The sequence below is a fragment of the Sulfidibacter corallicola genome, from assembly GCF_017498545.1.
GTDB lineage: Bacteria > Acidobacteriota > Holophagae > Acanthopleuribacterales > Acanthopleuribacteraceae > Sulfidibacter > Sulfidibacter corallicola.
On record NZ_CP071793.1, the window covers coordinates 8,433,840 to 8,459,554 of the forward strand.

The following is a 25,715-nucleotide window of genomic DNA, read 5'->3' on the forward strand; positions in this document are numbered from 1 at the left end:
ATCCGACAGATTGGGATGCGCCTGGGGTCTCGAGAGGTAATTTTTTTCCAATACCGGTGCGATCCCGGTTCGATAGATTGGACTCCCGAAACAAAAGCCATTTCGTATGAATTCAGGGAGTCTTGCATGAGCGTGTTACGTCTTTTTATGATGATCATGGGCTGCGCCGCACTGGTGGTTGCCGGCGAATCCGCGCCGCCCCAATCGCTTCAGATCGCCTACAACGTCTTTGAGGACCCGGCCACCGACAATTACGAAATCTATGTCATGAACGCCGACGGAAGTGGAAAACGCAATATTTCCAACTGGAAAGGCGTCGATTGGGTGTATTTGGCGGTGGGCGACAAGCTTTACTTCGTTTCCGATCGCGACGCCAAGCACCGCGAGTTTCATCTGTACGAAATGCGCGCCGACGGCAGCGGTGTGCGCCGCATGACCGACTTTCTGGTGGTCGATTCGTGGCTGTCCTCGCGGCGCAACGGCACACAATTCGTGGTGTGTTCCGCCAAGGATGGAAAGGACCACGAACTCTACCTGATCGATGCCTCCGGTCGTGAGCTGAAACGCCTGACCGACAACGATCGCTACGAAAACGATCCGGTCTTTTCGCCGGACGGCAGCCAGATCGTCTACCGCTCCAAACGCTCCGGGAAGGACGAGTTGTGGATTCGCGCGACCGACGGCGGCCAGGAGCGCCAATTGACCTTTTACCCCGAATCGGACGATTCCTTGGCCGACGGCCGCGGCTTCCATGCCGGTCCGCCGTTCTGGGTGGCCCGTCGCAACCAGATCACCTTCGCTTCCAAACGGAACGGCAACTACAGTATCTTCGCCGTGCGTCCCGACGGTTCTCGAGAGCAGCAGCTCACCGACGACCGCGCCGACGAAATGTGGCACAGTTGGTCGCCGGACGGGCGCTGGCTCGCCTACGACCGCACCGAGGACGGCAAGTCCTGGCGCATCTACCTCCACGACATGAAAAGTGGAAAGGCGCGAGCCCTGACCGGCGATGGCCCCTTGGCGCTGGCCCCCGTGATCGTAGGGCGAACCCAAGCCACCCCGGGCAACTGATCGCGCACCGGACTCACGCCTCGGCTTTGCTCGGATCATCGAAAATGCGCCGCATCAGCTCGATCAGGAATGCGGTACTGGTGCTGAACAGGATCAGGCCGCCCACGGCTTCGAAGGTACTCAGGAGCCGTTTGCTCTCGCTCAGGGTCATGTCGCCGTAGCCCAGGGTCGTGGCCGTCACCATGGAGAAGTAGAGCGAGCTGGGGAAATCGGAGAATTCGCCGAAGGCGTAGTACACAAGCGCCCAACTGGCGGCTTCGGCGATGTGAATGCAAATGATGATCAGCACCGCATAGGTCAAATAAAAGAACATGCGGGCCAGGGATCGGGGATGGTCGGGATCGGGCTCGTGTCTTCTCAACTGTTTGACCAATAGCAACAGCATGCCCACGTGGAAGACCACGTTGCCGAGGATCATCGAGGTGCCGAGTATGAATTGTTTGGCCAGCAAGGTAGCTCCTCATTTGGATGCGCGCGTCGCACGACCATCGAATCGATCGCGATGGCCGTAGGGGAGAGGAGAAGCGGCCTTCACCTGCCGTGAAGGGGAAGCCTTGCGAAGTATCCTAGCCAGTCGTGGTCGGGATGAAAAGGCGGAAAGTGTCGCGGCCCGGGATGCCCCTTCGGTGGGCGGCACCTCGGGAAGGTCCGGGGTATGGAAGCTCGGGATGGACCAAGGGTCGGTGACTGTTCCTCGGCCATTCGTCCCTGGCGCGAAACATCGGTTCTCCGGACCCGGCCTTCGTTTGGGGAGCCGGGTTCGGAGGAACGGATGGATCGAGGATCAGATCGGGGCTGCTTCCCTTCGTTTTCTGATTACCGTGACGGTCTTGCGGAAGAGCATGCGTACCAGCAGAAAGGCGCCCACCGCCAGGGCGAGTGGTGTCAACACTGCGACGACCCAAACCCAGGTGTAGTCGCTCAGGCGAATCAGGTCGAGGGTTGTCGCGGCATCGCCGTCGATGATGGTGGCGACCGTGTATGAGGCCAGGAAGACGTGGTCGAACTTTTCGCTTCCCTGCTTGACTGAATGGGCGGCCTTCAGGTCGCGGCTACGCAGGGCGGCGATGGTTTCTACCGTGACCTCGTTGGCTGTGCGAATCCGCGGCACGGGTTCGTGGCCGAGCGCGCGAATCGTGTTTTCCGCTACCGCCCAGGTCGACCACGGGTTCTGGCCGGTGACCAGCCGGCCGTCCACCGAGCTGTTGTTGAGGAACAGGGGCGCCTGCTCGAATACCGCCCCTCGTTCGATCAGTCGATCCTCCAGCAGGAAAGGGTAGACCGCTTCGGCCTTTTTGTTCAGCAGCAGCTCCTCTTTGTTGGTGAAGCTCGAGATCTTCATGCCTTCGATCAAGTAGGAGTCGTCGGTCAGTTTGACGTTGACCAGTGCCGCCGGTCCGTGGCACACCGCGCTGACCACGCCGCCGTTTTCGTAAATATCGGCCACGGCCTTTTGGATGTGTGGGTCATCGGGAAAATCGAAGAAGGCACCCTTGCCGCCGACGAAGTAAATGGCGCGGTAATCACCGGGGTCAATTTGGTCCATGCGGTGGGTGTGGTCGAGTTTGGCCTTGACGGCCGGATCGGCGAGGAAGCCGTTGTCGAGGTCGGTCATGTCCTCGTCGTCCATGACCGCGGGGGCGGGCCCGCCTTTGGGACTGGCGACCTCGACCTCGTAGCCGTTGGCCTCGAAAAGGTACCAGGCGCGCGACAGTTCGGTCAGCTCGTAACCGATCGATTTGCCGCTGTTGGGGTTGACGCCGGTGCTGGATACGACGGCGAGGATTTTGCCGCGATACTCAGTGGCCGGTTCTGGGAATACGTCACGGGGGACCTGCCCGAAAAGGGCGGTGGCAAATAGGGCAAGGACACAGATTTTCAAGGTTCGTCGCTCCTGTTCCATCAATTTCGTCCACCCAAACGCCCTCGTCTCTCCAAAGGTTTACACCCTAGTTCGGCTCGATCTCGATACGCCGTCCGGATCGCTTCCCCGTGCGAAGGCCTCTGCCGTCACTCGACTCGTCATTCCCAGGTGTAGTCGTAGCCGTACTCCAGAGCCTTCGATTTGCCGGGCTCCAGGCGGAATTTCCACTCGAATTGGCCGATGCCGTTGAAGTGGTACCACCAGGCCGGCCAGGCGAAGCTGTACCACCAGCCGGATACACCGATGGCGGCCCCGCGGTTGCGCACATCCATCAGGGCCAGCATGTGCCAACGCCCGTCCTGGCCGACGCTTCGTCCCTGGCCCATGAACTCGCGAGTGACCCACAGCTCCACTTCCTTGCCGGTGTAGTTGGCGATGTCCAGCCTGCCCGTCATGTGGATCTCCGTGTACTGCTGATTGCGCCAGCGCCGTTGGTCGACGGTTCGGTTGGTTTCGCGCTCTTCGTTTTGCGACAGGATGGCCACGGCCTTCGTCAGTTCCAGGTTCACCGAACCTTGTTTTGGGGTGAAGGTCACCAGCGTCTGGGCCTGAATGGCACCGTCGAGATAGACCGTGGCCGGTGCGGTGGTCAGGGGAACGTCGCTGTCGTTGTGCAGGCGAATGTTGTGGGTCACGGCGGGTGCGACGGTACCCGTTGCCTCTCGACCGTTGTGACTGCGGTACCGCGATGCTTCCGGCGGCGGCTTGAGGGGCATGTCCAGGAGGTAGAGATCGCGGTAATTCAATTCCGTTTGGAAGATGTCGACCATCGCCCGGGCCCCTTTCTCCAGACTAAAATGCCGCAATTCGAAGACGTGCAAGTCCTCGCCGTCGTCGTTTCCGGGAACTGGTGAGGTCGCGCGCCCGCCGGAGGTATTCGAGGCCTGCGTACCGTGCCCGAGGCTGGCGTGCGCATGTACCTGGGTGACGAGGACATTGGAGAAGCGATTGACATTCGGGGCGGCCTGGGGGAGCACGCGGGCGATCTCCGCCCGCAGTTCGGGTGATGCCAACGGATCCACCATATCGGCGAACGGGAAGTCGGGCACCCCAACCACCAGGTTCAGATGTACGTCCCGCAAGGCCGGGCCCTCGTTCATCAAGGTCGCTCTCAGCCGGACTCGGGCCTTGCCCGTTCCGTCCAGATCGATGTGGTACGAGGGCGCCCAGCGCAAACCACGTCCCACGTACATCATGCCGGCCTTCACGCGCATCGGACCGCCGGTCCCTTCGAAGCGCCAGGTCATCAGTTCCTCGGATCGATCCACCGAATATTCGGTTTGGGCCTGGCCCTTGACCATGATCGATCGGATGGTCTCGATCGGAAGGATTTTGTCACCCAGTTCCGTGCGAAGAATCGCCACGTGCGGATCTTCCGGTTGGGGAACGCCGATCAACAGTGCCTCGTAGGAAGGCGGCGGGTGGGTTCCCTGATCCGACAGTTCCTCGTACACCGTGATTTCCGCTCCGATGTTGGCGATCATGAATTCGGCCAGACCGGCCGCGGGTACGGATTTCCGTAGGGTGCGCGGTGCGGTCGTCACTTGGCGAATCCTGACGTCCGGCGTCGCCGAGTAGGAAGAAAAGGTGCCGTAGATCGGTTCGGGTAAGGGGCCCACGGTGGCCAGGCCCTCGTCGTCAACGGCCACCGAGCCCTCGAAATGAAACAGCGAGAGTCCGTTTTTAAAGACCGTGACCTCGCGGATATCCAGAGAATCGGTCGCGGTCACAGGGGGCAGGGGAATCAAACTCAGGGCCAGGATCCACAGGGGAAGTCGGTTCATGATCGCCTCCGAGACAGGAATGGAATAGGCTCGGAAAAATCATAAGAAGCCAGGCGAATACAAACGTCATCAGGTTGTAAAAAACTCCTAAAAAGTTTCGTACCCCGGACGGCGAACCGCGTTGGACCCAATGCGGAACATGCGGGCCGAGCCGCGTTCGAAACCGCCTCGCCTTCATCATCGATGGCGGCGCGGAGCCGGTGCTGTTCTCACGAGAAACGAACCTGCATGGAGTTCCCGAATGCCGAGAGAGTCGTCGTGCCCGGTAGGTACATCCGCCGGATGTACTTTTCGAAGTGATCCAGGCTTCGCATGCTTGGGATTTGAAAGAGTGAAGGATTGCCTGTAGCGGGAGCATTGGAGTATTCGGCTTTGGAATGTGCGACGAGCCGCCGCACCTACCCGGCCTAACCGACCAAACCTGCCTGGAGTTCTGGAATGCCGAGAGAGTCGTGGTGCCCGGTAGGTACATCCGCCGGATGTACTTTTCGAAGCGATCGACGCTTCACATGCTTGGGAATGGAAAGAGTGAAGGATTGCCTGTAGCGGGAGCGTTGGAGTATTCGGCTTGGGAATGTGCGGCGAGCCGCTGCACCTACCTGGCCTAACCGACCAAACCTGCCTGGAGTTCCCGAATATCGAGAGAGTCGTCGTGCCCGGTAGGAACATCCGCCGGATGTACTTTTCGAAGTGATCCAGGCTTCGCATGCTTGGGAATGGAAAGAGTGAAGGATTGCCTGTAGCGGGAGCATTGGAGTATTCGGCTTTGGAATGTGCGGCGAGCCGCCGCACCTACCTGGCCTAACCGACCAAACCTGCCTGGAGTTCCCGAATGCCGAGAGAGTCGCCGTGCCCGGTAGGAACATCCGCCGGATGTACTTTTCGAAGTGATCCACGCGAGGAGTTCCCGCTTGCTTCGAGAGTCGGCACTGCAAGTCCTGCCGGGCGATTCGCGCGCCTCCAAAACGGGAGCCGGTGTCCCGCCCGACAGTCGTGGCTCTCTCCAAACTCAGTCCGCGGCGTAGAGTCGAACCAATCCCGTAATGTTGTCGCCACCAAAACCGGCTTGTTCCGCCTTGCGGTAGATCTCCCCGGCCGCCTGCGCCATGGGTACCGCAGCGCACTGTGCATGCGCCGTGGACGTCACGTAGTCGAAATCCTTGCGCACCAGTTCGATAGGGAATTGTGGCGAGAAATGACGGTCCAGCATCGATGCTGCCGCTATTTTGGCCGCCGGGCTGCACACCGGGGTCGAGGTCAACACCGCCAAACCCCGCTCGGGCTCGAGGCCCGCATGTGCCATGAACCCGATCAACTCGCCCATCGTGGCCAGTTGAATGCCGAACAAGGCGTTGACCGCCAATTTCACGATGGTCCCGCTGCCCACCGGGCCGACGTGGTGAACCGGTCCCCCCAAATGCGCCAAAACGGGCGCGGCCTTCTCAAAAGGCGTCATGGCACCGCCGACCAGGAAAATCAGCGAACGCGCTTCGGCTTGTTTGCGAGAACCGGCGACGGGCGCGTCCAGAAATCCGAGACCCCGATCCGCGAAGGCTTCGGCCAATTGGTGTGTCCATTCAAGGGTCAGAGTGCTGCATTCGATGGCGATCGCATCGTCGGGCATCGCCGCCAATGCACCGTCCTCGGGATCGAGCCAGATCCGCTTCGATGCGGTCACGTCGCGGACCATGCCGATGGCGAATTCGCAATCGCGAACCGCCCGTGCCGGCGAGAGTGCGATGGTCGCGCCTCGCTCACGTAGGGTTGCCAGAGGTTTGGGTGATCGGTTCCAAACCGTGACCCGGTGACCTCGATCGATGAGGGAACGCGCCATGCGCGAACCCATGGCGCCCATTCCCAAAACCGCGATATGTGACATGTGGAACCTCCAGATATGTTGCCGCTCCTACAGGGGGGCGGCCTCGTTGGTTCCCAAGGTTAGGCGGTTTCGGGCTAGGGAAAAATAACGCCACGCGCATCGGATTCTTGCGTAAAATGCAGGAATGGATACCAAACACCTGCAGCTTTTTGTAGAAGTCGTACGGCGGGGCAGTTTTGCGGCCGTGGCCCGGGATCACGCCTTGGATCCGTCCTCGGTGTCGCGGGCGATCACGAGCCTCGAAGAACAGATGGGTGTTCGCCTGATTCAGCGCACGACCCGCCAGTTGACCCTGACCGAGGCCGGCACCTGTTTTTTCGAGCGGGTGGAAGCGGTGATCGACGAGCTCGATCGCGCCCGAGAAGCGGCCATGTCCGTCGTGGAGGGGCCGACTGGAACACTCCGCCTGACGGCTTCGACTGCCTTCGGGCATCATTGCCTGGTGCCCCTGTTGCCTCGTTTCCGCGAAGCCTTTCCCCACCTGAAATGGGACCTGGCGTTTACCGATCGCAATCTGAATCTCGTCGAGGAGCGCATCGACCTGGCGATTCGTCTGGCTCCGCGCATCGAGGGCCATGTCGTGGCGGTTCAACTGTTTCCGACCCGTTACCGCGTTTGTGCCGCACCTGAATACCTGAAAAACCACCCGCCCATTTCGGAGCCCGCGAACCTCACCGATCATCGCTGTCTGCTTTTTCCCTTCAAACCGTACCGCAACCGTTGGGTGTTCCGAGAGGAAACCGGCAGGGAAATTCCCGTGGCCGTGGATGGCGACGTGGTCGTCTCCAATGCACTTTCGTTGCGGAGCTGTGCCTTGCGGGGAATGGGTCCGGTACTGTTGGCCAATTGGTTGATCGACGAGGACATTCGGCGCGGCGATCTCGTCGCATTGTTTCCCGAAATGCAGGTGGCGGCCACCGAATTCGAAACCGCGGCCTGGTTGGTCTACCCCAGCCGCACCTTCTTGCCTCACAAGGTTCGGCTCACCATCGATTTCCTCAAGGACGCCTTTGCCCGGTTTCGGCGTTGATCCCGATCTGCGATCAAGAACATGCCTTGCCGCCGCCAAGAAAAAGCCCGCGGACATGGCGCCGCGGACTTCGCTTTCTCAGAGAGGCGGAGAAATCTCATGGTGCATCGTTCGCGTTGCAAACAGGGCAGTCATAGTAACATCGACCACCTAAGAACGAGCAGATGAGGCAGTAGTTCCAAGGGTAATCGGGATGTACGATGGGAATATCGATGAGTGTGCCGTCGGATCCTATACAAATATAGGATCCATCATCACTGATCGATGGCTTGGATGCGCCCATATCGCTGAAAAGTTGTTGAATGCCTTCCGTGAAAGCTTCTCGATCGTTTTGAAACTCGTAGGTGAGAACCAAGAGGTATTCGGTGCTGCGATCGCTCAAATGATTGTGTTCTGAAAATTCAAGAATCAATTCGACTCGTTTCGAAAGGTTGACATTGAAGAATGTTTCGATCGCTGATTGTGATGTATGTTGATCATGGGCCAACCCGAGGCCGCCGAATATCATCAATACCATCAGTATTTTCTTCATGTGGTGCTCCTGTGATAGTTTGAAACCATACGTGAAACATGGAGAAGTGAATGATGAGCGAGGGAGAGCGGTGCGGTGGCCCGCGGAGCCTGGCTCCGCGGGCATCAGTGACTTTTCAAGGACCGACGACCAAACCGGGGGGTTCGGGAATCTTAAACGCCACAGACTTCCAGGCGACCCTGCCCGCCGGTAAGCCAGGCGCAGGCAATGGCCGCGGTCCAGTAGTCCAAGGTGGTGGGCAGGCCATTGGGCCAGCCAGGTACGCCGAAGCAAATGAAACTGCAGCGCTTGGAAGTGGGCGTGGGCACTTTGAGACCGCTCAAGATCTGGCCGACTCCGGCCTCGAAGGCTTCCCGGTCACCTTGGGTTTCGTAGGTGAGTACCAACAGGTCATCGGTGGCGCGATCACTCAACATGAACCGCTGCGAGAACTCCAGGATGAAGGTGACCCGATCCTTGAGATCGGCGTTCACGAAGGAATCGAGATTGGTTTGTTGGGTTTGAATTTCGTTGGCGAAACCGAAAGAACCGAGAAGCAGAAGCATCATCAGCAATTTTTTCATGATTTTCTCCTTGAGCTGAGCTATGTGACGTTTGTCGAGTTAGACATTAGAGATTGAATGGAACCCGCTTGGAATGATAATGACCACGCGAGAGCCCAAAACGACCAAAACGCATGGGGTGCTTTTGCGCAATGTGCGACATGTGTCTCTATAAAAGCCAATCTGAAAGCCATAGATATCAAGTAGGCCTCTTAATTACATTGTCGATTCTATGTAACTGACAAACTCCCAAATTGGGAATATGGCTTTAACGCGAGGACTCACTACCATATGGAAGTCCATGTAACCGGGTTCAATGGGTATAGCGATGTTTTTGGAGAAGCGGCTCAAGAATCTGAAAAAAGTAACTCGGAGTGCCTGAACGCCAAGAGTTTCGTCGTGCTCGGCAGGCCGGTCAGGGGCGGTAAGCCGGCTCGGCCGACTTTTCGGAGCAACCCGGGCTTCGCAGGATCAAGTGGAAAAAGAGCGAAGCAGATAAGTCGGGCCTCTAGACCTCTCGATGATCGATTTCGATCCGTTCCAGGTCGCCTCGACGGCGCACGGCGAGCCAAAGCATCTCTTCAAAGCTCGAAGATAAAGTGAAAAACCTGGAAAGCCGAGTGTTCGGGGCGTTGAGTGCCCTGATCTATTGCGTGGGCGCACCACGAAGCTGTAACATCACTGGGCCGTGTCTTCTGCCTCGGCATGAAAAACTTGATCTGATTTTGGCTCTTTTCCCGCCTATTTGATATGTGATTCCAAGTTCGCCAGTCCTAGGCACAACCCTCGGAGGAAATTGATCCATGGTACAAACCCCAAAACCCCTTATCGCCGCGCTCCGTCTATGGGCCAAGATGGCCGTCATCGACGGAAAAGTTCATCCGGACGAGCGAAGTCTGCTCGAATTCCTGATACAAGTCCACGCCCCCGATACCGATATCGATTACCTGCTCGGCTCGGTGCGCGACATTCACATGGACGACCTGATCGCGACCGTGACCACCTATGAAGACCGCTTTTTCATTGCCATGAACGCCTATGCGTTGGCCACCGTCGACGAGGACTACAGCGATCGGGAGCGGCGCTTCTTCGACCGTTTGAGCGCGTCGTTCTCCCTGAGCGAAGAGGATCTGGACCTGCTGAAGCAAACCGTGGCCAACGAACATTCCGAGGATCCCCAACCGCCGGATCCCCGCCTGGAGGATCTCTTCTCTCGTTCGAACTTCTGCGAGGCGGAATGAGCATGGCCGCACCGCGTATTCTGTTCTACGCCATCAACGGTACCGGTCTGGGGCATCTCAGCCGTTTGTTGGCCATTGCCCGCCAGGCCAAGAGGCTGCTCGATTGCCAGGGGCGGAGCTGCGATTTTCACGTGATGACCACTTCGGAAGCCTCCGAAGTCGCTTGGGATTTTCCCGTCTACAAACTGCCGTCCAAGACCGTGGCGGTCAACGACGCGGTTTCGGCCCGGCGTCATGCGGCGCGCTGCAAGATGTTGATTTCCAACCTCGTCGCCGGCATCAAACCCGACGTGCTGGTGATGGACACCCAGCCGGAGGGCGCATTCCACGAATTCGTGTTCTTGCGCGACTACGCCAAGGCCGCGCTGTTCATCGATCGCCGCAAACGACGGGAAGTCGCCGAAGGCAAGGTTCACCAAAGCCACCTGGGTCTCTACGAACGCATTCTGGTGCCCGATCATCCGGATAGTGCGGCTCACTATCCCATCGCGTCCGAGATCGCGACCCGGCGGCGCTTCATCGGACCGGTCCACGGCATTCGCGAAGAGGATTGGTTGTCACCAGAGCAGGTGCGCCGAACCTTTGGGGCACGGCCCGAACAGCGTCTCGTCTACGTGAGTGCCGGCGGGGGCGGTGACCGGGAGGCCGAGACGAACATTCATCAATTGGTGGACGAGGTGGTCGCCGATCCGCGCAACCTGTGTGTGGTGGGTTATGGGCCGCTCTACCGTGGCAAGCGGCGCTATGGGGCCAACGTGATCGCCTTGGGGGAAGCCGAGGCCTGGCGCTACTTTCGCGGCTTCGACTGCGCGTTCAGCGCGGGCGGGTACAACAGTTATCAGGAGCTTCTCGCGGCAGGGATACCCACCAGTTTCTTCGCGCAGCGGAAAGGCCTCGATCGCCAGGACGAACGCCTGGCCGAGGGCCGTCATCGAGGATGGCACCGGGTTCTGGCTGGATTCGACCCGATTCTGATTCGCGAAGAACTTACCGCCTTGCTCGACCCCGAGCGGGCCGATCGGCTGCGGGCGCGGATGGCCGAGCGCCCCCGTGCCATGGGTGCCTTGCGCGGGGCGGTGGCCCTGCTCGAACTTCAGGCCCATGTCGCCCCCTCCTCGCTCGATGCCGCTGCGCTCTATCCCGCGGCCGAGGCTATGGACCTGTGGCGCCGCGGCGAGGTGCGCCCCATCACCGATCCTTCGGTGCCTTTCGAAACGGTTTGGCAGTGGCATGGGTGGCGGAAGAAGACCCTGGCGAACCGCATGGACTTGGTCGACGAGGCGGCAGCGGCCCGCGACCGCTGGAACCGATCGCAGCTCGGCGCCGAAGTGCGACCCGAATCGGTATGCGACCTCGATTGGGCGAGCTGGATCGCCTCGCGTCTCGAACGCTGGGGGACGGATCGGGTGACGGCACGCCAGCTCTTTGGGCGCCTGTTCAAGGGCTTCGACGCCGGTGCGGTGGATCAGGTCGTTCGTGGTCATTTCGATCACCTCGAAGACCACCTCGAGCCCGATCTCCTTGCACGCGCCATCCGGGCACTTCATCGCATCGAACGGCCACGGGAGACGGCCGAGAGCTTGACCCGGCTCGTGGATGCGGCGCTCGAAGGCCGAGTTCCAGCTTTGAACCTCGATGACCCCACCACCTGGACGACAGACCATGAGGAGATATCCATTGTCGATTTCTAAAAGATCCCTGCTCGCGATGGCTGACGGTGCCATCGACAGTTATCAGACCCAGATCAGTTATCTCGAGACCGAAATGGCGATGGTCGAGGAGGCCAGCCGGTCGGTTGCGGATGCGACGGGCGAAGCCAGACAACATGCGGCCGCACAACTGATCACCGACCCCGACGCGGTCGACATCGCCCAAATCGCTCGTGAAACGGGAGCTGCACGACTCAACACCGTTCTGGTCGATCTGAAGGCAACCCGAGACGAGCGGGCACGGCGGCTCCAGTTCGTTCAGGAGCAAGCGAAGTTCCGTGATCGCGAGGCGCTGATCAACCCGGAAACGGGCAGCTACAGCCTGGAGATCATTCGGTACAGCAACGTCGTGAAGGACCTGGGTCAGGATATGGAGCCCTTCGCATTCAAGGACTTCCAGTGGCTCTTCAAACGCCAGGTACACCGTCCCGCAGAGCGGGGCGCCTTCGGCAAGTTCCTTCGGGTGGTCACGTTGTCCTCCATGCGCGAGAACCGCGCCCTGAAGCAGGTGGCCGAGAGACTGCCCGGTGCTTTCGAGGATCACGCCGCACGGTACGAAGCCCTGAGTGAGGAGATGGCGCGCCATCAGGCTGAGTTGGATCGCTGGAAGGAGAAACATGCCGAAGTGGTTCGGCTGGTGCGGGAAGAGGCCGAGCTACGCCGAAAACTGGCGTCGTTCGAGCGCGAAGCCGTCGACGAGCTGCGGGACAAGCTGGTGAACCACCTGACCATTGCCGACCCCGAAGCGCTGCACGCGCAAATCCGTCCCAGCCTGCGACCCACGATCGCGGAGCTCGCCGCCCTCAAGCACAAGCGAAGTTACTTCAAAGACTTGAAGGCGTTTCTGAGCGCGGAAATCACCAATCGCGAACAACGCATTTCCAGCATCGGTCAGGTCATGCGCAAATGGCGTCGCAGCAAACGCTGGTACTTTCCCGACAAATCCAAATGGCTGGTGGAGGTGCCGGAAATCAAGCGCAAGAGCTTGGCCAAGCAGCTCGGTCTGGTGCGCACCATTCGCATCAACCTCGACCAATACGACCGCTACGAGGATTTCAGCCGGCTCATGACGGGCATGGCCGCCACCGGTGCACCCTTCCTGGCCTACGACGCCTTTTCGCTGGGCGCCCAGGCGCGCATGCCCTACGAGGGCTTTGCCCGCATGGCCCTGCCGGAAGTCAACGACTTTCGCCGACGCCATCACCAGGACCGAGCCGACCTGGGTTTCTATCGGAAAACCCTGCGCAGCAATCGCAAGCTCGCGTTTCACGACGCCGATTGGTCGTTGGATCTCGACGATGACGACGATGGCGGTTACGACGAATACGAGGACAAGGAGTTCGAGGACTTCCTGGAAACCGCGGCCGCTGCCTACCTGCTCGCGGAAGCCACGGAAGTGATCGAGGAGGCATCCTTCTACGACCCCGATCCCGACCCCGATCTCGATTCGGCCGAGGCCGCCGCGGCCCTGGCCGAAATCGACCAAGTCGAGCACCTGGCCGAGGACCTGTCTTAGCCCGCACCGCTCCCTCTGTTTTTGGGAGGAAAACCGCTGGTATGGATGCGACGGTGTCGAGAAAACATCCTCGTCGTGCCGCCGCAGGCCTACCGTTCCCGGGCGCCCTCGACCTCGCTGGGGTTGGCGTCCCTGTCCCGGCCTCGTCTATCCGGTGGTTTTCCTCGCCTCACCACAAACCCTCGTGCCGCGTTTCGGTGGGAAGCTATGGGTCCGTTTCGGCCAAATGCTCGGCGAGGATTTTTTCCATGTTTTCCATTTGAAGCAACATCCCCGCGGGCAGGTTGGAGGCCTCCGTGATGCGGCCTTTCGCTTCCTCCAAAACGGACTGTGCATCGTCGAATCGTTCGACGTCCAGGAGAATGCTCGCGAGTAGCAGGCGGTTGCCGACGGCGTAGCGACCGTTGCGTCCCCAGAAGGCGTCCAGCTCGGGCGTCAGCCGGTCAATGATCTGGATCGCTTCGTCGTGACGTCCTCGACGGCGGTGCATTTGGGCCAGGTAGGCCAATCCGGTGGATTTCACCTGAAATCCCTTGTCGCCCAGGGGCGTGGCGATCGAAATTCCTTGCTCCAAATAGGGTTCGCTCGCGTCGTACGCTCCTTGAATCCCGTGCCATGCACCCATCCCGAGGTAGGCATAGGCCGTCAAAAAGTGGTTTTCGCCCAGGGCTTCCCGCCGGTATGCCAGGGCCTTGCGGTAGTGGTGCTCGGCTTCCTCGAATTCACCCCGTTCCATGAGGTAGGTCGCGTAGAGCAGATGGAATCCGGAGGCGCAGGCCAGGTGGGGTGTGTCTTCCCCGAGGGTCTCGAGTGCCTTGGTCAACAGGGGTTTGCTGGCTTCGGTATTGCCGGAGTTTTGCACGCTGAAAAGCAGGTAGTACAGGCTCGAAAGCAGGTGTAGCCTGGTTTTCAGGTTGGTTCGTTCCAAGATGCGCATGGCGTCGGCCAGGCCGGCTTCCGCCGCCTCGGTTCTGTTTTGGTTGTAATCGACGACGGCCCGGTAAGAGTAGAAAAACCCCAACTTGGGGTGGTTCTTGCCGAGGTGGCGTTCCAACACCGGCAGGCTCGTTTCGAAATGGGTGCGGGCCTGGAGCGTTTGGAACATCCGGACCATCAGGATCGCGTGGTCGGCCTGGATTTCCGCGGTGACGGCGTGTTCGGGTCCGTAGAAGGCCTCGGCTCGAGCCATGGCCTCTTCGGAAAGAACCACGGCATCCTGGAATTTCGATTCCATCATTCGGTACCGGGTCGCCGCTTTGAGAAACGAGATGTAGAAGTCGCTGGTCTTGTCGTGCTCGTTTTCGAAAATCGCGGCTAGTTTAGTGTAGAGCGGTGCCAGCGCCTTTTCGTCGCCCGCCCAGAAACCCATCGCGTTGACACGGTACTCGAGCAGGCTCGCCAAGGTCGTCGCGCGCATCGGGGTGTCCAAATCGGTGGCACGGTCCAGGATGGCTTCGATCTCATCCACCTGGGCGAAGCCTTCGTCGAATGACCCGACGCCCATGTAGTGCTGGAGCAAAAGCAATCGCGTCTCGAGGACCTCGCGATCGTCGATCGGTTCGTGGGAGAGTTCCAAAGTGAGGGCTTCGCGAAGCAAAGCCGGCGCGCGTTCCTCCATCCCTCGGTTTTGGTAGACCTTGCCCAGGGCTCGCAACAATCTGGATCGTTGGTGGGGGAGTACCGCCTTCATTTCCGACAATTGGCGCTCGGCCATATCGAGCAGGGGCACCTCGGATTGGCGGATGCCGGCAGGCCGGTCTTCGGGCGAGGCCAGGACCATGAGGCCGACCGTGAATTGCGTCATCTCCCGTGTGCGCCGGGCTGTTTCTTCCCGTCGGCGTGCCTCGATCCAGTTGACGTAACCGATCGTCGTCAACACGAACGACAGCAGCGTGGTGGCCGCGAGAGCCCGTTTGTGGCGTTGTATCCATTTCTGGAGTACGTAGAGTCTCCGGCCCTGGCGAGCCTGGACCGGCAGCCCCTTCAGGTAACGCCGGATGTCCTCGGCCAACGCCTGGGCCGACGGGTAGCGCCGGTCGGGTTCCTTCCGCAACGCCTTGGCCGTGATGGCTTCCAGATCGCCCTGCAGCGTGCGGCGGAGCTGATGCAGGGTCGTGCCGCGTTTTTCGGCGATCGCGGTCAAGTTTTCCCTTCGATCGGGGTCGTCCTTCGGAAGCAGGACCTGGTTGAAGGGAGGAGGGTTTCGTTTGACCACCACGCGAATCAGATCGGAGTGGCGGCAACTCTTCAGCGGCTGCGCCTGCCGGCCACTGAGCAGTTCGTAGAGCAGGAGCCCGAGGGCGTAGATGTCGAGGGCGGTGGTCACCGGGTGTCCCAAAACTTGCTCGGGCGCGGCGTACGCTGGCGTCATGGGTCTCATGTGAGTTGCGGTCAAGGGTCCCCCGGGACGGTCGGGCATGTCCATCAGCAACTTGGCAATCCCGAAATCCAGCAGTTTGGGCTGCCCGTTCGACGTGACCAGGATGTTACAGGGTTTGAGATCCCGGTGAACGATCAGGTTTCGATGGGCAAAATCCACCGCTTCACAGACCTCGACCAGCAACCGCAAACGGTCGGCGATCGACATGCGGAAAAGGTCGCAATAGTGGTGAATCGGTTGACCCTCGATATACTCCATCACGAAATAGGGCGCGCCATGCCGATCGGTTCCTCCTTCCAGCAGCCGACAGATGCCGGGGTGTTTCAGGTTGGCCAGAATGTCGCGCTCTTGTTGGAAACGGTTTCCGATTCGCTCGCTTGCGAAGCCCGAACGAATTATTTTGATCGCGACCTTGGCCGGTGTCTCGGCTGCGCCACTGCGGGCCAGGTACACCGAACCCATGCCACCCTGACCGAGTTTCTCCAGGATTTCGAAGCGACCGATCCGCTTCGGGTCCCGGAAGCTCGCTCGTTCGGGATCGAGAGTCAAGTCGCTTTCGACCGCGGCCGGTTTATCGATCACCAGGGATGCGTCTTCGTCCAGGGCGAGCAGGTCCAGGACTTCCGCCAGTAGGTGCGGGAAATCCGCACAAAGATCTTCCGCTCGTTGGTGCCGTTCCGCTTCGGGGGCCGCGAGCGCTTCGAAGAGGATCGCTTTGACACGGGCCCAGTCGGTGATGGCTGCGTGTTGCTTCGTCATGCTGCCGCCGTACGTCGTAACCGACACCTGCCGGAGAAGTCCGCGCGAAGGCGTTTTCCGCGAACGAATCCTGGATGAGAACACCCGGTTGGGCGAACACATGGTCGTGGTTCAAACATACCACTTTTGCGCGAAAGGGGCTTCAAACCGGTCGGCCTCGATCTATGCGCCGCCGAGAGCATCCATGGTGTGATGGCGTGATCGGCGCGAGATGGCCCGACGGCAGGTCGACCGCGAATCGACCGGGGGTCGGTATCCCTAAAACTGCAAGCGCATCTCTTGTTTTTCGTGGTGGGCCCCGCGTCGGCCTTGTGGAATGATGGAGAACGAGACGGATCGGCCCGAGGGGTGAACGCGCCGAGTCGGCAAGCCGGTGATTCGCCGGGTCTCCATCCCGAAACGGTCCGTGTCGCAAATTACGATACTCGAGGCTACACCATGATTGGCTACACTACGCTCGGTACCAACGATTTAGAGAAAGCAACCGCGTTCTACGATCAGCTTTTTTCGGATATGGACGCCAAGAAGATGTTCGATACGGAAACCTTCGTGGGCTGGCAGCTCGGCCAGGGCGCCATGTTTTCCATCACCAAACCCTACGACAAGAACGAGGCGACCGTGGGCAACGGCGTCATGATCGCGCTGAAGGTGGATGGTCCGGCAACGGTGGACGCGCTGCACGCCAAGGCCATGTCCCTCGGTGCCGCCAACGAGGGCGATCCCGGCGAGCGTATCGAAGGCTTTTACGCCGGGTATTTCCGCGACCTCGACGGCAACAAGCTCAACTTCTTCAGCTACGGATGATCCGTCTCATGGGGCCGAACATCCCTCGTTCGGCCCTCGATTGCGGCCGGACGCACTTGTTCGGCCCAAGACCCCATCGAGCCCACCCCTTTTTGGAGGTGCGATTCCCGTGATCGCGACCGACTAGGCACATGGCGCCTCGGGTGGGCCCTCTTCCCGAAAAACGGCGTAAACCCGGCGCCGGAACCAGGACAGCAGCGGGTCGTGGTGGGTGGTGCCGTGCCAGATCTGGTCGACGGGATAGGATGGCAGCTCGATGGGCGGCTCGAGGATTTTGATTGCCGCCATCCGCGCCATCAGGTGGGCGATACGGTTTGAAAGCGTCAGGATGAAATCGGTGCGCTCGACGATCAGCGGCGCGGCAAGGAACTCGGGCACGTAGTGCGCGACGCTTCTGCGTCGACCCTTCTTGGCCAGGGCGTCGTCGACGAGGCCTTTGGTCGGCCTGCCCAAAGGGCAAATCAAAATATGTGGGACTTGGGTGTAGAGATCCAGAGTGAGGGACTCGCCGATACGCGGATGATCCTGCCTGACCACGCAGGCGAAATGTTCGCGGTAGAGGTTCTGTCGGTAGATGGAGGTCGGTGAGGCGGGGAAGGCCCCAAACGCCAGATCTCTGCGCGCGGATTCGAGGTCCTCGAACACCGAATCCGGGTCGAGCTTGTAGGTCTCCAACTGAATGCCTGGCGCTTCTCGCTCGAGCAGTGCCGTAACGAGCGGCAACACCAGAGCCTGCGTGTCGTCGGCCATCACCAGCCGTATCCGACCTCTGGCTTTGCCTGGATCGAACGCCGCCTGGTTGTTTTGCGTCGATGCCAGGATGGCCAGCCCGCGATCGATGGCGTCGGCCATCTCCATCGCCCGTGATGTGGGTTTCATGCCGTGTCGGGTACGCACGAACAGGGGATCGCCGAACGCCGCTCGGAGTTTGGCCAGCGCGTGGCTGACGGCCGGCTGCGACAGGCCGAGCGCATCCGCGGCTGCCGAAACCTTGCCCTCGCGCATCAAGGCCTGAAAGATCCGGTACAGATTGAGGTCGATCGAGATATTCGCCATGTGAATAACCACTATGTTTTTATTCGTGTTTGTTGATTGTTGTCGAGAGTTTACCATGGGGCCCAACACGAATGGGAGGTCAACCATGATCCGGTTTTTGATCCGTTACGACATCGAGGAAGCGAATTTGGCCGAGATCCGCGAGGCGGTTGCGGCTTTTGTGCGGTACATCGACGACCACGACGCGCTCGACATGAGTTATCAGTCCCTCAAATCCGAGGAAGGCTTTCATTTCACCCATATCGCGACCTTTCGCGATGAGTCGCACCTGAAGGCCCTGCAGGGCAGTGAGGCATTCAAAACGTTTTCGGGGGTCATCAAGAAGTGTGCGGTGAACCCGCCCGCGGCATCGCGGATGACCTTGATCGGTGCCACCGAAAAAACGTTCTGACGGAGACCCATCCGGTTCGCGGAGGCTGGTGGACCGGGTGGGTATTCGGAGGGGAGTTGTAGGGTGCTCTAATTAAAAAATTTAACCACAGAGTTCGCAGAGGGCACGGAGACGCCAACGCAAAACTGAAAGGCCAACGGGAGCCCTGGATTCATCCTGACCTGGAGGTAATTGAGAACCCACGCTCGTTTTTTCCTTCCCGGCTTTTTGAGTTCTGGATTTCCGATCGTTTTTTCGGTGCTTCCACCGAAGCCCGACGTGAGGATCCGTTCGCGCCCGAAGATTGTCAATTGCTTCCGTGCTGCGCGCCACCCTTCTTTCGATACTACCGGCGACACGGTTTGGCTAAAAAAGTCTGTCCACAAATCACACCGATTGACACGAATACACAGGACTCATGGCTGGCTCAATCCATGAAAAACAACGCAAGAGGTCACGAACGGAATGACTGTGTTCATATTCGTGTGGATTCGTGTGGTTCGTGGACAAAATTGCCTTGTTCCAAGGAACTCGTGCTCATGACGCGTCCCTCCAAGTCCCACTCCGGTCCTTCTCGACATTGCTACTGAAGCTCCGAATCGCGTCATCCGCCTGAACTCCGCGTGCTCCGTGGACTCCGTGGTAAAAAATCCCAGAGCCCTCAACACCATCCAAGTCGTTAACGATCACCTCCACAATTCAGGTCGACGAATAGTGAGATCATCAGGTCGAGCACGTTTTCCTGCGGCCAATCGGCGCTCGGCCGCACGTCCACTTGGGGATCGATGCTGAGTTCGGCACCGCTGGCCGCGATGCGGTCGATGAGATCCTGCAAGCCCGTGCAGGGGCTCGGCTGGTCACCCAAACGGTTGTATTCCAGGGCGATGCGGTCCTGGCTCTCGTCGCCGATGCCGTTGTCCGCGGACAGGCCGGCGAAATCGCTGATTTGATTGCCCGCGATGGTGAAGACGTGCAACTCCGGCAGGCCGACGAGACTCGGCAAGCTGGAGAAGGCGTTGCTGTCCAGGGCCAGCGATTCGAGCGTGCTCGGGAACGCCCCGCCCAGGCCTCGACTCGCGCCTGGCAGGCGGTTGTTGGATAGGTCCAGGAACGTCAGCGAGGTCGTCGAAAAATCCGGGAGATGGTCGATCTGGTTCCCGGATGCGTCCAGCGTTTTCAGGTTGGCCATGTCGCCGAGCTCGGCCGGTAAGCCGGTAAGCCGGTTGTCGGCACAGATCAGGCCCGTGAGGTTGGCGAAGAAGGAAATGCCGACCAGGTCTTCGATGCCCAGACCGCTCACGTCCAAAACACCCGTGACCAGTTCGGCTTCCGACTGCGAGATCAGGCCGTTGTCGTCGAGATCGATCACCACATCGTTCTCCCCGTCGCGCCAGGTGGCGTCGACCAGGAAGGTACGCAGTTCCGGATCGGTGACGAAGCAGTTCACATCGAGGGACAGGGTCGCGACCTGACTCGCTTCGCCCCCGCAGTCTCCCGAACTCAGGAAGCACCGGTAGTCACCCACATCGTTCTCGTCCAATCCCTCGATCACGAGCGTCGGCGCATCGGCGCCCGGGATGTCCACCTCGTCCTTCTGCCAGCGATAGGTGATGTTCTGCGGACCGGTCGCGGTCACCGAGAGGGTCACGGTCTGGTCCGGGCAAACGGTTTGGGATTCCGGCTGGCTGGTAAAGCTGGCCGGCGGCTCGATCACCAATTCCTCGGTTTCGGTATCCACTGAACCGCATTGCAGTTCGAGCCGGCAGAAATAGGAACCCGAGTCTTCGGTCGACAGCGGAGAGAACTGCAGCACGCTGGCGATTTCACCCGCCAGCGGCTCGCCGTCTTTGTACCACTGGTAGGCATCCACCGCGCCACCGGGAACGACGATCGCCCACAAGGAGGCGTTTTCTCCCACGCAGGTGGTCTGCACGGGTCTCACCTCGATCGACGGCAGGGGTGTTTCGAACAGGATGCCGGATTTCGAAGTCAAGACCGCGCAGGCGTTCATCACGACGCAGTCGTATTTCCCGAAATCGTCGGGCCCGATCGATTCGATGGTGTAGCTGCTGTCGGTGGCGCCTTCGATCGGTTCGCAGTCCCGACGCCATTGATAGCTGGTGGCCCCCTCGGCGACCACACTGAAGGTGAAGCTTTCTCCCTGACATGCGCGGTAGTTGCTCATGGGATCCTGCCGAATGGCCAGTTCCACGTTGCTGTCCAGGTGCACGACGATCGTGGTCAGGACGCCGCAATTGTCCGACACCGTGCAGGAATAGGAACCGTAGTCCGCGTCGGTCACCGAATCGAGGATCAAGGTGGACGCGGTCGCCCCATCGAGCTTGAAACCGTTCTTGCGCCACTGGTAGCTCAGGGTGCCCTCGCCGATGGCCGTCACGCTGAACGACGCCGACTCGCCCAGGCAGGCGGTCTGGTTTTGGGGTTGTTGCACGATCGCGAAGCCCGGACAGTTCACGTCTCGTTCGTCGCAGTCGGGATCCAACGACAGGGTCGCCGTCTCGCTGACTTCGCCGTCGCATTCGCCCGAACTCAGAAAACACCGGTATTGGCCCAAATCGTCGGCGTCCACGTCTTCGAGGATTAGGGTCGGCGTATTCGAGTCGGGCAGGTCGTTGCCGTCCTTTTGCCAGCGGTAGGTGATTTCGGCCGGCCCCTCGGCGACCACGGCGAACGTGGTCGTGTCGCCCTCGCACACGCTTTGCGATTGCGGCTGACTGGTGAAACGGGCCTTGGGCTGGACCGCGAGATCGAAGGTCTCCGTGTCTTCCGGGCCGCAAGGTAGTTGGACGCGACAAAAATATTCGCCGGAATCGTCGGGATCGAGCGAATTGAAGCGTAGGCGACGAGACACCTCGCCCACGAGCGCCACGTCGTCCTTGAACCATTGGTAGGTGACGCCGGTCGTCGGGTTGACGATGGCGAACAGGCTGCCTGCGGCGTCTTCACAGGTGATGTCGAACGTCAGTAACTCGACCGTGGGGATGGACTGCGCCATCAGGTTGGCGGTGGTACTGGTCAGGACCGCGCAGCTATTGCCCACCACACAGTCGTAGTTCCCCAGGTCTTCCATCAAGACCGCATCGATTTCATAGGTGCTGCTGGTGGCACCCAGGATCGGCTCGCAGTCCTTGCGCCACTGGAAGGTGGTGGCGCCGGTTGCCGTCACGCCGAGGGTGTATGGATCGCCCAGGCAGGCGAAGTCGAAGGGAATCGGTTGTTGGGTGATGGCGAGTTCGGGGTCGCGATCCAACGGCACTTCGATCGTGTGCAACACGCCGCAGTCGTCGGTCACGGTGCAGGAGTACCAACCGTAGTCTGCGTCGGTCACCGCATCGATGGTCAGCGTCGCCGCCGTTTCGCCGACGAGCGGCACGCAGTCCTTGCGCCATTGATAGGTCGGGGTTCCCGCGCCGGTCGCCACCACGCTGAACGATGCCGATTCACCCAGACAGGCCGATTGGGCTTCGGGTTGTTCCAGGATCTCGAAACCGGGGCAGTCGACATCCTGCGCGAAGCACCAGGAGGTGAAAAACACCACTAGAAGCAGTTTAAACGTATTCATGGCCTACCTCACCGAAGCTCGCGCTCAGGAGAAGATGAACGGATGGAAGTCCGCTTCGATCGAGGGGCAGTGATCGGGAATCGAATTCTCGTGCAGCGAGTCGCAGGGCAGGGAATCGTCGTCCAGGGAATCACAGCATTGGGAGTCCACGGAGTCGCACGGCACGGAATCGAACTCGGCACTGTCGTCCATGCGGTCCACTTCCACATGGATGGCGCCCTTGACGAACGGGCCCTCCCCGCTGGGTGCGCCGATCGTGATGTTGGCTTGGTCGTCGAACAGGTGCGTGGCCTGGCACATCAGCGAAATGGTGAAGTTGCTCTGGAAGGCCGAGGTCAGCACCGTGCAGAGTGCGTCGGCGATTTGCCAGGGATAGAGGGAGCCGGTGAGAATCAGGCTGGCCTGGTACTCGATTTCGAAGGCGTTGCCGGCGGTGGCCGCATAAAAGCGCAGGGACCAGCGATGCCCGACCGGGCTGATGGGGCAGCAGCAGAAATCCTTGGGGACGAAGAAATCGATGCTCAATTTGCCGGTGTGGTCCAGTCCGCCCCAAAACGAAGAGCAACTGTGAATCAAGGTGGTATAGGGGAAGGAGAACTTCTGAAAGGACTTGTAGCGCGAACCGCCGTTGCCCAGCCAGGTGCGGATGGGGGTGGTGATGGCGAGCCCCGAGGGCAGGTTGGACGGCATGGAATGGTAACCTTCGCCGATCACGGTTTCGATGGGGGCTTGCGACAGATTGAAGGGTAGGGCGGTGATGGTGGTGAGCAACTCGCCACCGGAGAACCCGCTGGGCCAGAGGAAGGGATGTCCGAACATCGAGTGACTGAACCGCGCCGATACGTCCTCGAACGAAGAACCGAAATCCGGGCCGAACAGGGTCACGATGTCGTTTTTCGTGCCGATGATCGGGCAGAACCCCAATGGGTGGGTGGGACCCGGCATCGCCGATGCGCCCAGACCGACGGCGGCGAGCGAAACCGCGGTAGTTTTGAGCATGGTGCGGCGATCCATGGTGAATCCCCGCGCTTTTCCAGCTTGTTGGTCACGATCTGATGCCTTCTTCGTCATGGCTCCTGTTCTCCTTACCGTTGTGTGTGGGGTCCGGATCGTTCAACGGACTGGTCACCACATCGAGACGACGCACGATCGGGCATGCGGACCCACACCGCAACGATTCCGCCATGGACGGGAACCAGTCCGGAATCAAAATCGACCTAACCGCAAATACTGCGAAATCAATTGGTCAGAGAATTACCGAGAAAATGCATCTCGAAAAAAAATGAGACAGGGAAAGTCAGCATCATTTTACATCAAAAGTGGCGATGTGCCGCAGGGGATGGTGCAAATTAAATAAAAAATCACAAATGGAGAGATGTTGAAAATATGCGGTGGTATTTGATCAAAAGACCACCGCGTGGAAACATGTGAGACCCGCCAATCTCGGTTTTATCGTGACGGCGACGCGCCAATTCTCGAAAGCACGGTGCGTGCGTGGTCGTTGCTCGGGTCCAATTCGAGAGATGTTCGGTAATGGCTGGCGGCCTTTTGCCTGTCGCCGTGGGCCAGGTAGGCTTCGGCCAGGCTGTCGTGCGCGTTCGCCGAACGGGGAAAGGACGTGACATTCAACTTCAGCACCTCGATCGCCTCCGCGGTCAGGCCGGCTTCCAGTAGTTGGTAACCCAAAGCGTTGATCCGTCCCTCGCGCAGTTCGTAGCGATCTTTATGCGCCCGGTAGGTTTCGATACTCTTTTTGAGGTTGCCGTCGACCACCGATTGGGTCAGGAGAAAGCTGGCCGGTGTTGTGTGGTTCCGCGGGAGTTCGTAGAGAATCGCGGCAAGGTCGTCGGTCAATTCGTAGAGCATCGAATAACCCGTGGCTGTATTGCTCAAGAGGATCACCAGGTGCCGATCGGCCACGAAGCGCGTGAGCATCGAGCTGAATCCGTTGACGGCCCCGTTGTAGCCGATCGTTTTCACCGGTTTCTCTCGGCCCGCCAGCTTGCGCTCTGCGACCTGCCAACCGATGGGTGATTTCGGATCGAACATGGTGGCTTTGGTTTCGGCCGAAAGAATCTCGTCTCCGTACAGGGCCTGATCCAATTTGTAGAGGTCGTCCACGGTGGAATAGACCGAGCCGGTCGCCTTGAAAACCGCGGTGTTGAGGAAGTCTTCGTTGCGATAACCGCCACCTGCCGCGAACAGGTAGCCGGCGGCGCGGTTCGGCAGAATGCGGTCGAGGCGGTCGTGGCCGGTACGGTTCATCCCCAGGGGCTTCAAGAGCCGCGCTTCGAGGGCTGCTCCATAGGTCTTTCCAGTGAGCTTCTCGATCACCTTGCCCAATAGGAAATAGCCCGAGTTGGAGTAGCGCGTGCGGGTTCCGGGTTCGAAATCCAGCGGCAGCGCAGCGATCACGGCCATGAAGTCGACGTCGGTGATGGGCTGTTTGAAGCGTCCCTCGAACCAGCCCGGGATGGCGACGTAGTGGGGGATGCCTGAGCGGTGCCCGAGTAATTGTCTGATGGTGATGCGTTTGGCGTGGGGAGAGGGATACTCCGGCAAGTGGGTGGCCAGCGAATCGTCCAGACCCAACGTGCCGTCCTGCACCAGTTGCATGGTCACGATGGCCGTCATCGACTTGCTCAGCGAGCCGAGGCGATAGGCCACGTCCGGGCCGTTGGCCGCCTGCCATTCCATGTTGGCCTGGCCATGTCCCTGTCGGTAGATTACCTTGCCGGCCTCCGCCACCAGCACGGCACCGTTGAACGTCGAATGGGCGGCATAGCGGCGAACGACTTTGTCGATCCGGCTCGCTTTGTCCTGCGCCTGAGTTTGAAGGGCTGCGAACATCGTGAAGGCCGTCGCGACGAGTACAACAAAGAACGGGTTTTTCCGCACCGATGTCTCCTTGGTTCCGGGTGGTTTCGAATGAGTGATGATATCGGCTCCCGAAATGGGCCGCCAGGGGTCTGAAGTTCTGGCGATGATGAACTTGGGTGCCACCTGATTAGGTACGACAAACCGGGTGCGATGGGTGCGGGGATTCGGTCATCGACTCAGGGAGTCGCCAATCTCCAAAAGCTTCTTCTCTCAAATTGCCCACCTAGGATCGGGTGTGAAAATCGCCCACGAATCCCGTGGATGACACGGCTGGATCGTCATCCATGGTTTCGCCTGGATGGGCCACTCTTTGAGACGTAATAGAGCGGAAGGTGATTAAAACAAATATATTACATTTACCTGTCCCCGCAGGCTGTCCTGTCCCCGCAGGCTGTCCTCGGAGGGTCCTGCTAGACTCGGGCCAGGGAAATTTGTCCACGAATCACCCGGATGACACGAATGGATCGCCGTCCATGGTGTATCCGCGGTAGGCTTCTCTTGGAATGGAACTGGAATGAACCTTAATAAATTCAGAAAGTTCCATGCACCTGTCCCCGCTGACCACCCGCCATGCCGCTGACCACCCGCAGACCCGCGCCGTCGCAGGCCAGCAGAGGTTTCGGATCTTCCCATTCGTGTGAATCCGTGTGATTCG

18 protein-coding genes are annotated in these 25,715 nt (G+C 59.8%); 7 read left to right on the forward strand and 11 right to left on the reverse strand.

What is annotated here, in order from left to right; genetic code table 11:
* Positions 1–126 precede the first annotated feature (126 nt).
* Complete coding sequence (locus tag J3U87_RS25540; protein ID WP_237378619.1) at positions 127–1,071, forward strand: TolB family protein; 945 nt, start codon at positions 127–129, stop codon at positions 1,069–1,071.
* 13 nt (positions 1,072–1,084) lie between these two features.
* Here the strand turns inward: J3U87_RS25540 and J3U87_RS25545 are convergent, their stop codons facing one another.
* From J3U87_RS25545 to J3U87_RS25560, 4 genes are all read right to left on the reverse strand, one after another.
* Positions 1,085–1,522 carry a potassium channel family protein gene (locus tag J3U87_RS25545; RefSeq protein WP_237378620.1) on the reverse strand — a complete coding sequence of 146 codons (438 nt, stop codon included), beginning with the start codon at positions 1,520–1,522 and terminating at the stop codon, positions 1,085–1,087.
* Between the two features lie 333 nt (positions 1,523–1,855).
* A complete protein-coding gene (locus J3U87_RS25550; protein WP_237378621.1) occupies positions 1,856–2,953 on the reverse strand; it encodes a type 1 glutamine amidotransferase domain-containing protein in 1,098 nt (365 codons plus the stop codon).
* 140 nt (positions 2,954–3,093) lie between these two features.
* Positions 3,094–4,779 (reverse strand): hypothetical protein, encoded by a 1,686-nt coding sequence (locus J3U87_RS25555; RefSeq protein WP_237378622.1) that lies wholly within the window; start codon positions 4,777–4,779, stop codon positions 3,094–3,096.
* Positions 4,780–5,788: 1,009 nt separating this feature from the next.
* Positions 5,789–6,658 carry an NAD(P)-dependent oxidoreductase gene (locus J3U87_RS25560; RefSeq protein ID WP_237378623.1) on the reverse strand — a complete coding sequence of 290 codons (870 nt, stop codon included), beginning with the start codon at positions 6,656–6,658 and terminating at the stop codon, positions 5,789–5,791.
* Positions 6,659–6,782: 124 nt separating this feature from the next.
* On the opposite strand from J3U87_RS25560, the gene J3U87_RS25565 reads away from it, so the two are divergent.
* Positions 6,783–7,688, forward strand: a complete 906-nt coding sequence (locus tag J3U87_RS25565; protein WP_237378624.1) for a LysR family transcriptional regulator — start codon at positions 6,783–6,785, stop codon at positions 7,686–7,688.
* A 97-nt stretch (positions 7,689–7,785) separates the two neighbouring features.
* On the opposite strand, the gene J3U87_RS25570 is transcribed toward J3U87_RS25565, so the two are convergent.
* A complete protein-coding gene (locus tag J3U87_RS25570) occupies positions 7,786–8,220 on the reverse strand; it encodes a hypothetical protein (protein WP_237378625.1) in 435 nt (144 codons plus the stop codon).
* 152 nt (positions 8,221–8,372) lie between these two features.
* A complete protein-coding gene (locus tag J3U87_RS25575) occupies positions 8,373–8,783 on the reverse strand; it encodes a hypothetical protein (RefSeq protein WP_237378626.1) in 411 nt (136 codons plus the stop codon).
* A 782-nt stretch (positions 8,784–9,565) separates the two neighbouring features.
* Between J3U87_RS25575 and J3U87_RS25580 the strand changes: the two genes are divergently transcribed.
* Genes J3U87_RS25580 through J3U87_RS25590 form a run of 3 tightly spaced genes read left to right on the forward strand, consistent with a single transcriptional unit; the run spans position 9,566 to position 13,228 of the window.
* Positions 9,566–10,003, forward strand: a complete 438-nt coding sequence (locus J3U87_RS25580; RefSeq protein ID WP_237378627.1) for a TerB family tellurite resistance protein — start codon at positions 9,566–9,568, stop codon at positions 10,001–10,003.
* 2 nt (positions 10,004–10,005) lie between these two features.
* Positions 10,006–11,694: a hypothetical protein gene (locus tag J3U87_RS25585; protein ID WP_237378628.1), complete on the forward strand. Its 1,689-nt coding sequence runs from the start codon at positions 10,006–10,008 to the stop codon at positions 11,692–11,694.
* Positions 11,681–13,228 carry a hypothetical protein gene (locus tag J3U87_RS25590; protein WP_237378629.1) on the forward strand — a complete coding sequence of 516 codons (1,548 nt, stop codon included), beginning with the start codon at positions 11,681–11,683 and terminating at the stop codon, positions 13,226–13,228. Before J3U87_RS25585 ends, J3U87_RS25590 begins: the two co-directional genes overlap by 14 nt.
* Positions 13,229–13,433: 205 nt before the next feature.
* Here J3U87_RS25590 and J3U87_RS25595 read toward each other — a convergent pair whose 3' ends face one another.
* Positions 13,434–16,367: a serine/threonine-protein kinase gene (locus tag J3U87_RS25595; protein ID WP_237378630.1), complete on the reverse strand. Its 2,934-nt coding sequence runs from the start codon at positions 16,365–16,367 to the stop codon at positions 13,434–13,436.
* A 438-nt stretch (positions 16,368–16,805) separates the two neighbouring features.
* Between J3U87_RS25595 and J3U87_RS25600 the strand changes: the two genes are divergently transcribed.
* Positions 16,806–17,171 carry a VOC family protein gene (locus J3U87_RS25600; protein ID WP_237378631.1) on the forward strand — a complete coding sequence of 122 codons (366 nt, stop codon included), beginning with the start codon at positions 16,806–16,808 and terminating at the stop codon, positions 17,169–17,171.
* Between the two features lie 123 nt (positions 17,172–17,294).
* Here J3U87_RS25600 and J3U87_RS25605 read toward each other — a convergent pair whose 3' ends face one another.
* Positions 17,295–18,227, reverse strand: a complete 933-nt coding sequence (locus J3U87_RS25605) for a LysR family transcriptional regulator (protein WP_237378632.1) — start codon at positions 18,225–18,227, stop codon at positions 17,295–17,297.
* An 85-nt stretch (positions 18,228–18,312) separates the two neighbouring features.
* Between J3U87_RS25605 and J3U87_RS25610 the strand changes: the two genes are divergently transcribed.
* The gene (locus J3U87_RS25610) at positions 18,313–18,618 is read left to right on the forward strand and encodes an antibiotic biosynthesis monooxygenase (RefSeq protein ID WP_237378633.1); all 306 of its coding nucleotides are present in this window, start codon (positions 18,313–18,315) and stop codon (positions 18,616–18,618) included.
* Between the two features lie 658 nt (positions 18,619–19,276).
* Here the strand turns inward: J3U87_RS25610 and J3U87_RS25615 are convergent.
* The 3 genes from J3U87_RS25615 to J3U87_RS25625 form a co-directional block, all read right to left on the reverse strand.
* Positions 19,277–22,180, reverse strand: coding sequence for an immunoglobulin domain-containing protein (locus J3U87_RS25615; RefSeq protein ID WP_237378634.1), 2,904 nt, complete (start codon positions 22,178–22,180; stop codon positions 19,277–19,279).
* Positions 22,181–22,204: 24 nt separating this feature from the next.
* Positions 22,205–23,251 carry a twin-arginine translocation signal domain-containing protein gene (locus tag J3U87_RS25620; protein ID WP_237378635.1) on the reverse strand — a complete coding sequence of 349 codons (1,047 nt, stop codon included), beginning with the start codon at positions 23,249–23,251 and terminating at the stop codon, positions 22,205–22,207.
* A gap of 378 nt (positions 23,252–23,629) precedes the next feature.
* Entirely contained in the window at positions 23,630–25,078 is a 1,449-nt protein-coding gene (locus J3U87_RS25625; RefSeq protein ID WP_237378636.1) for a serine hydrolase domain-containing protein, read from the reverse strand.
* Positions 25,079–25,715: the final 637 nt, after the last annotated feature.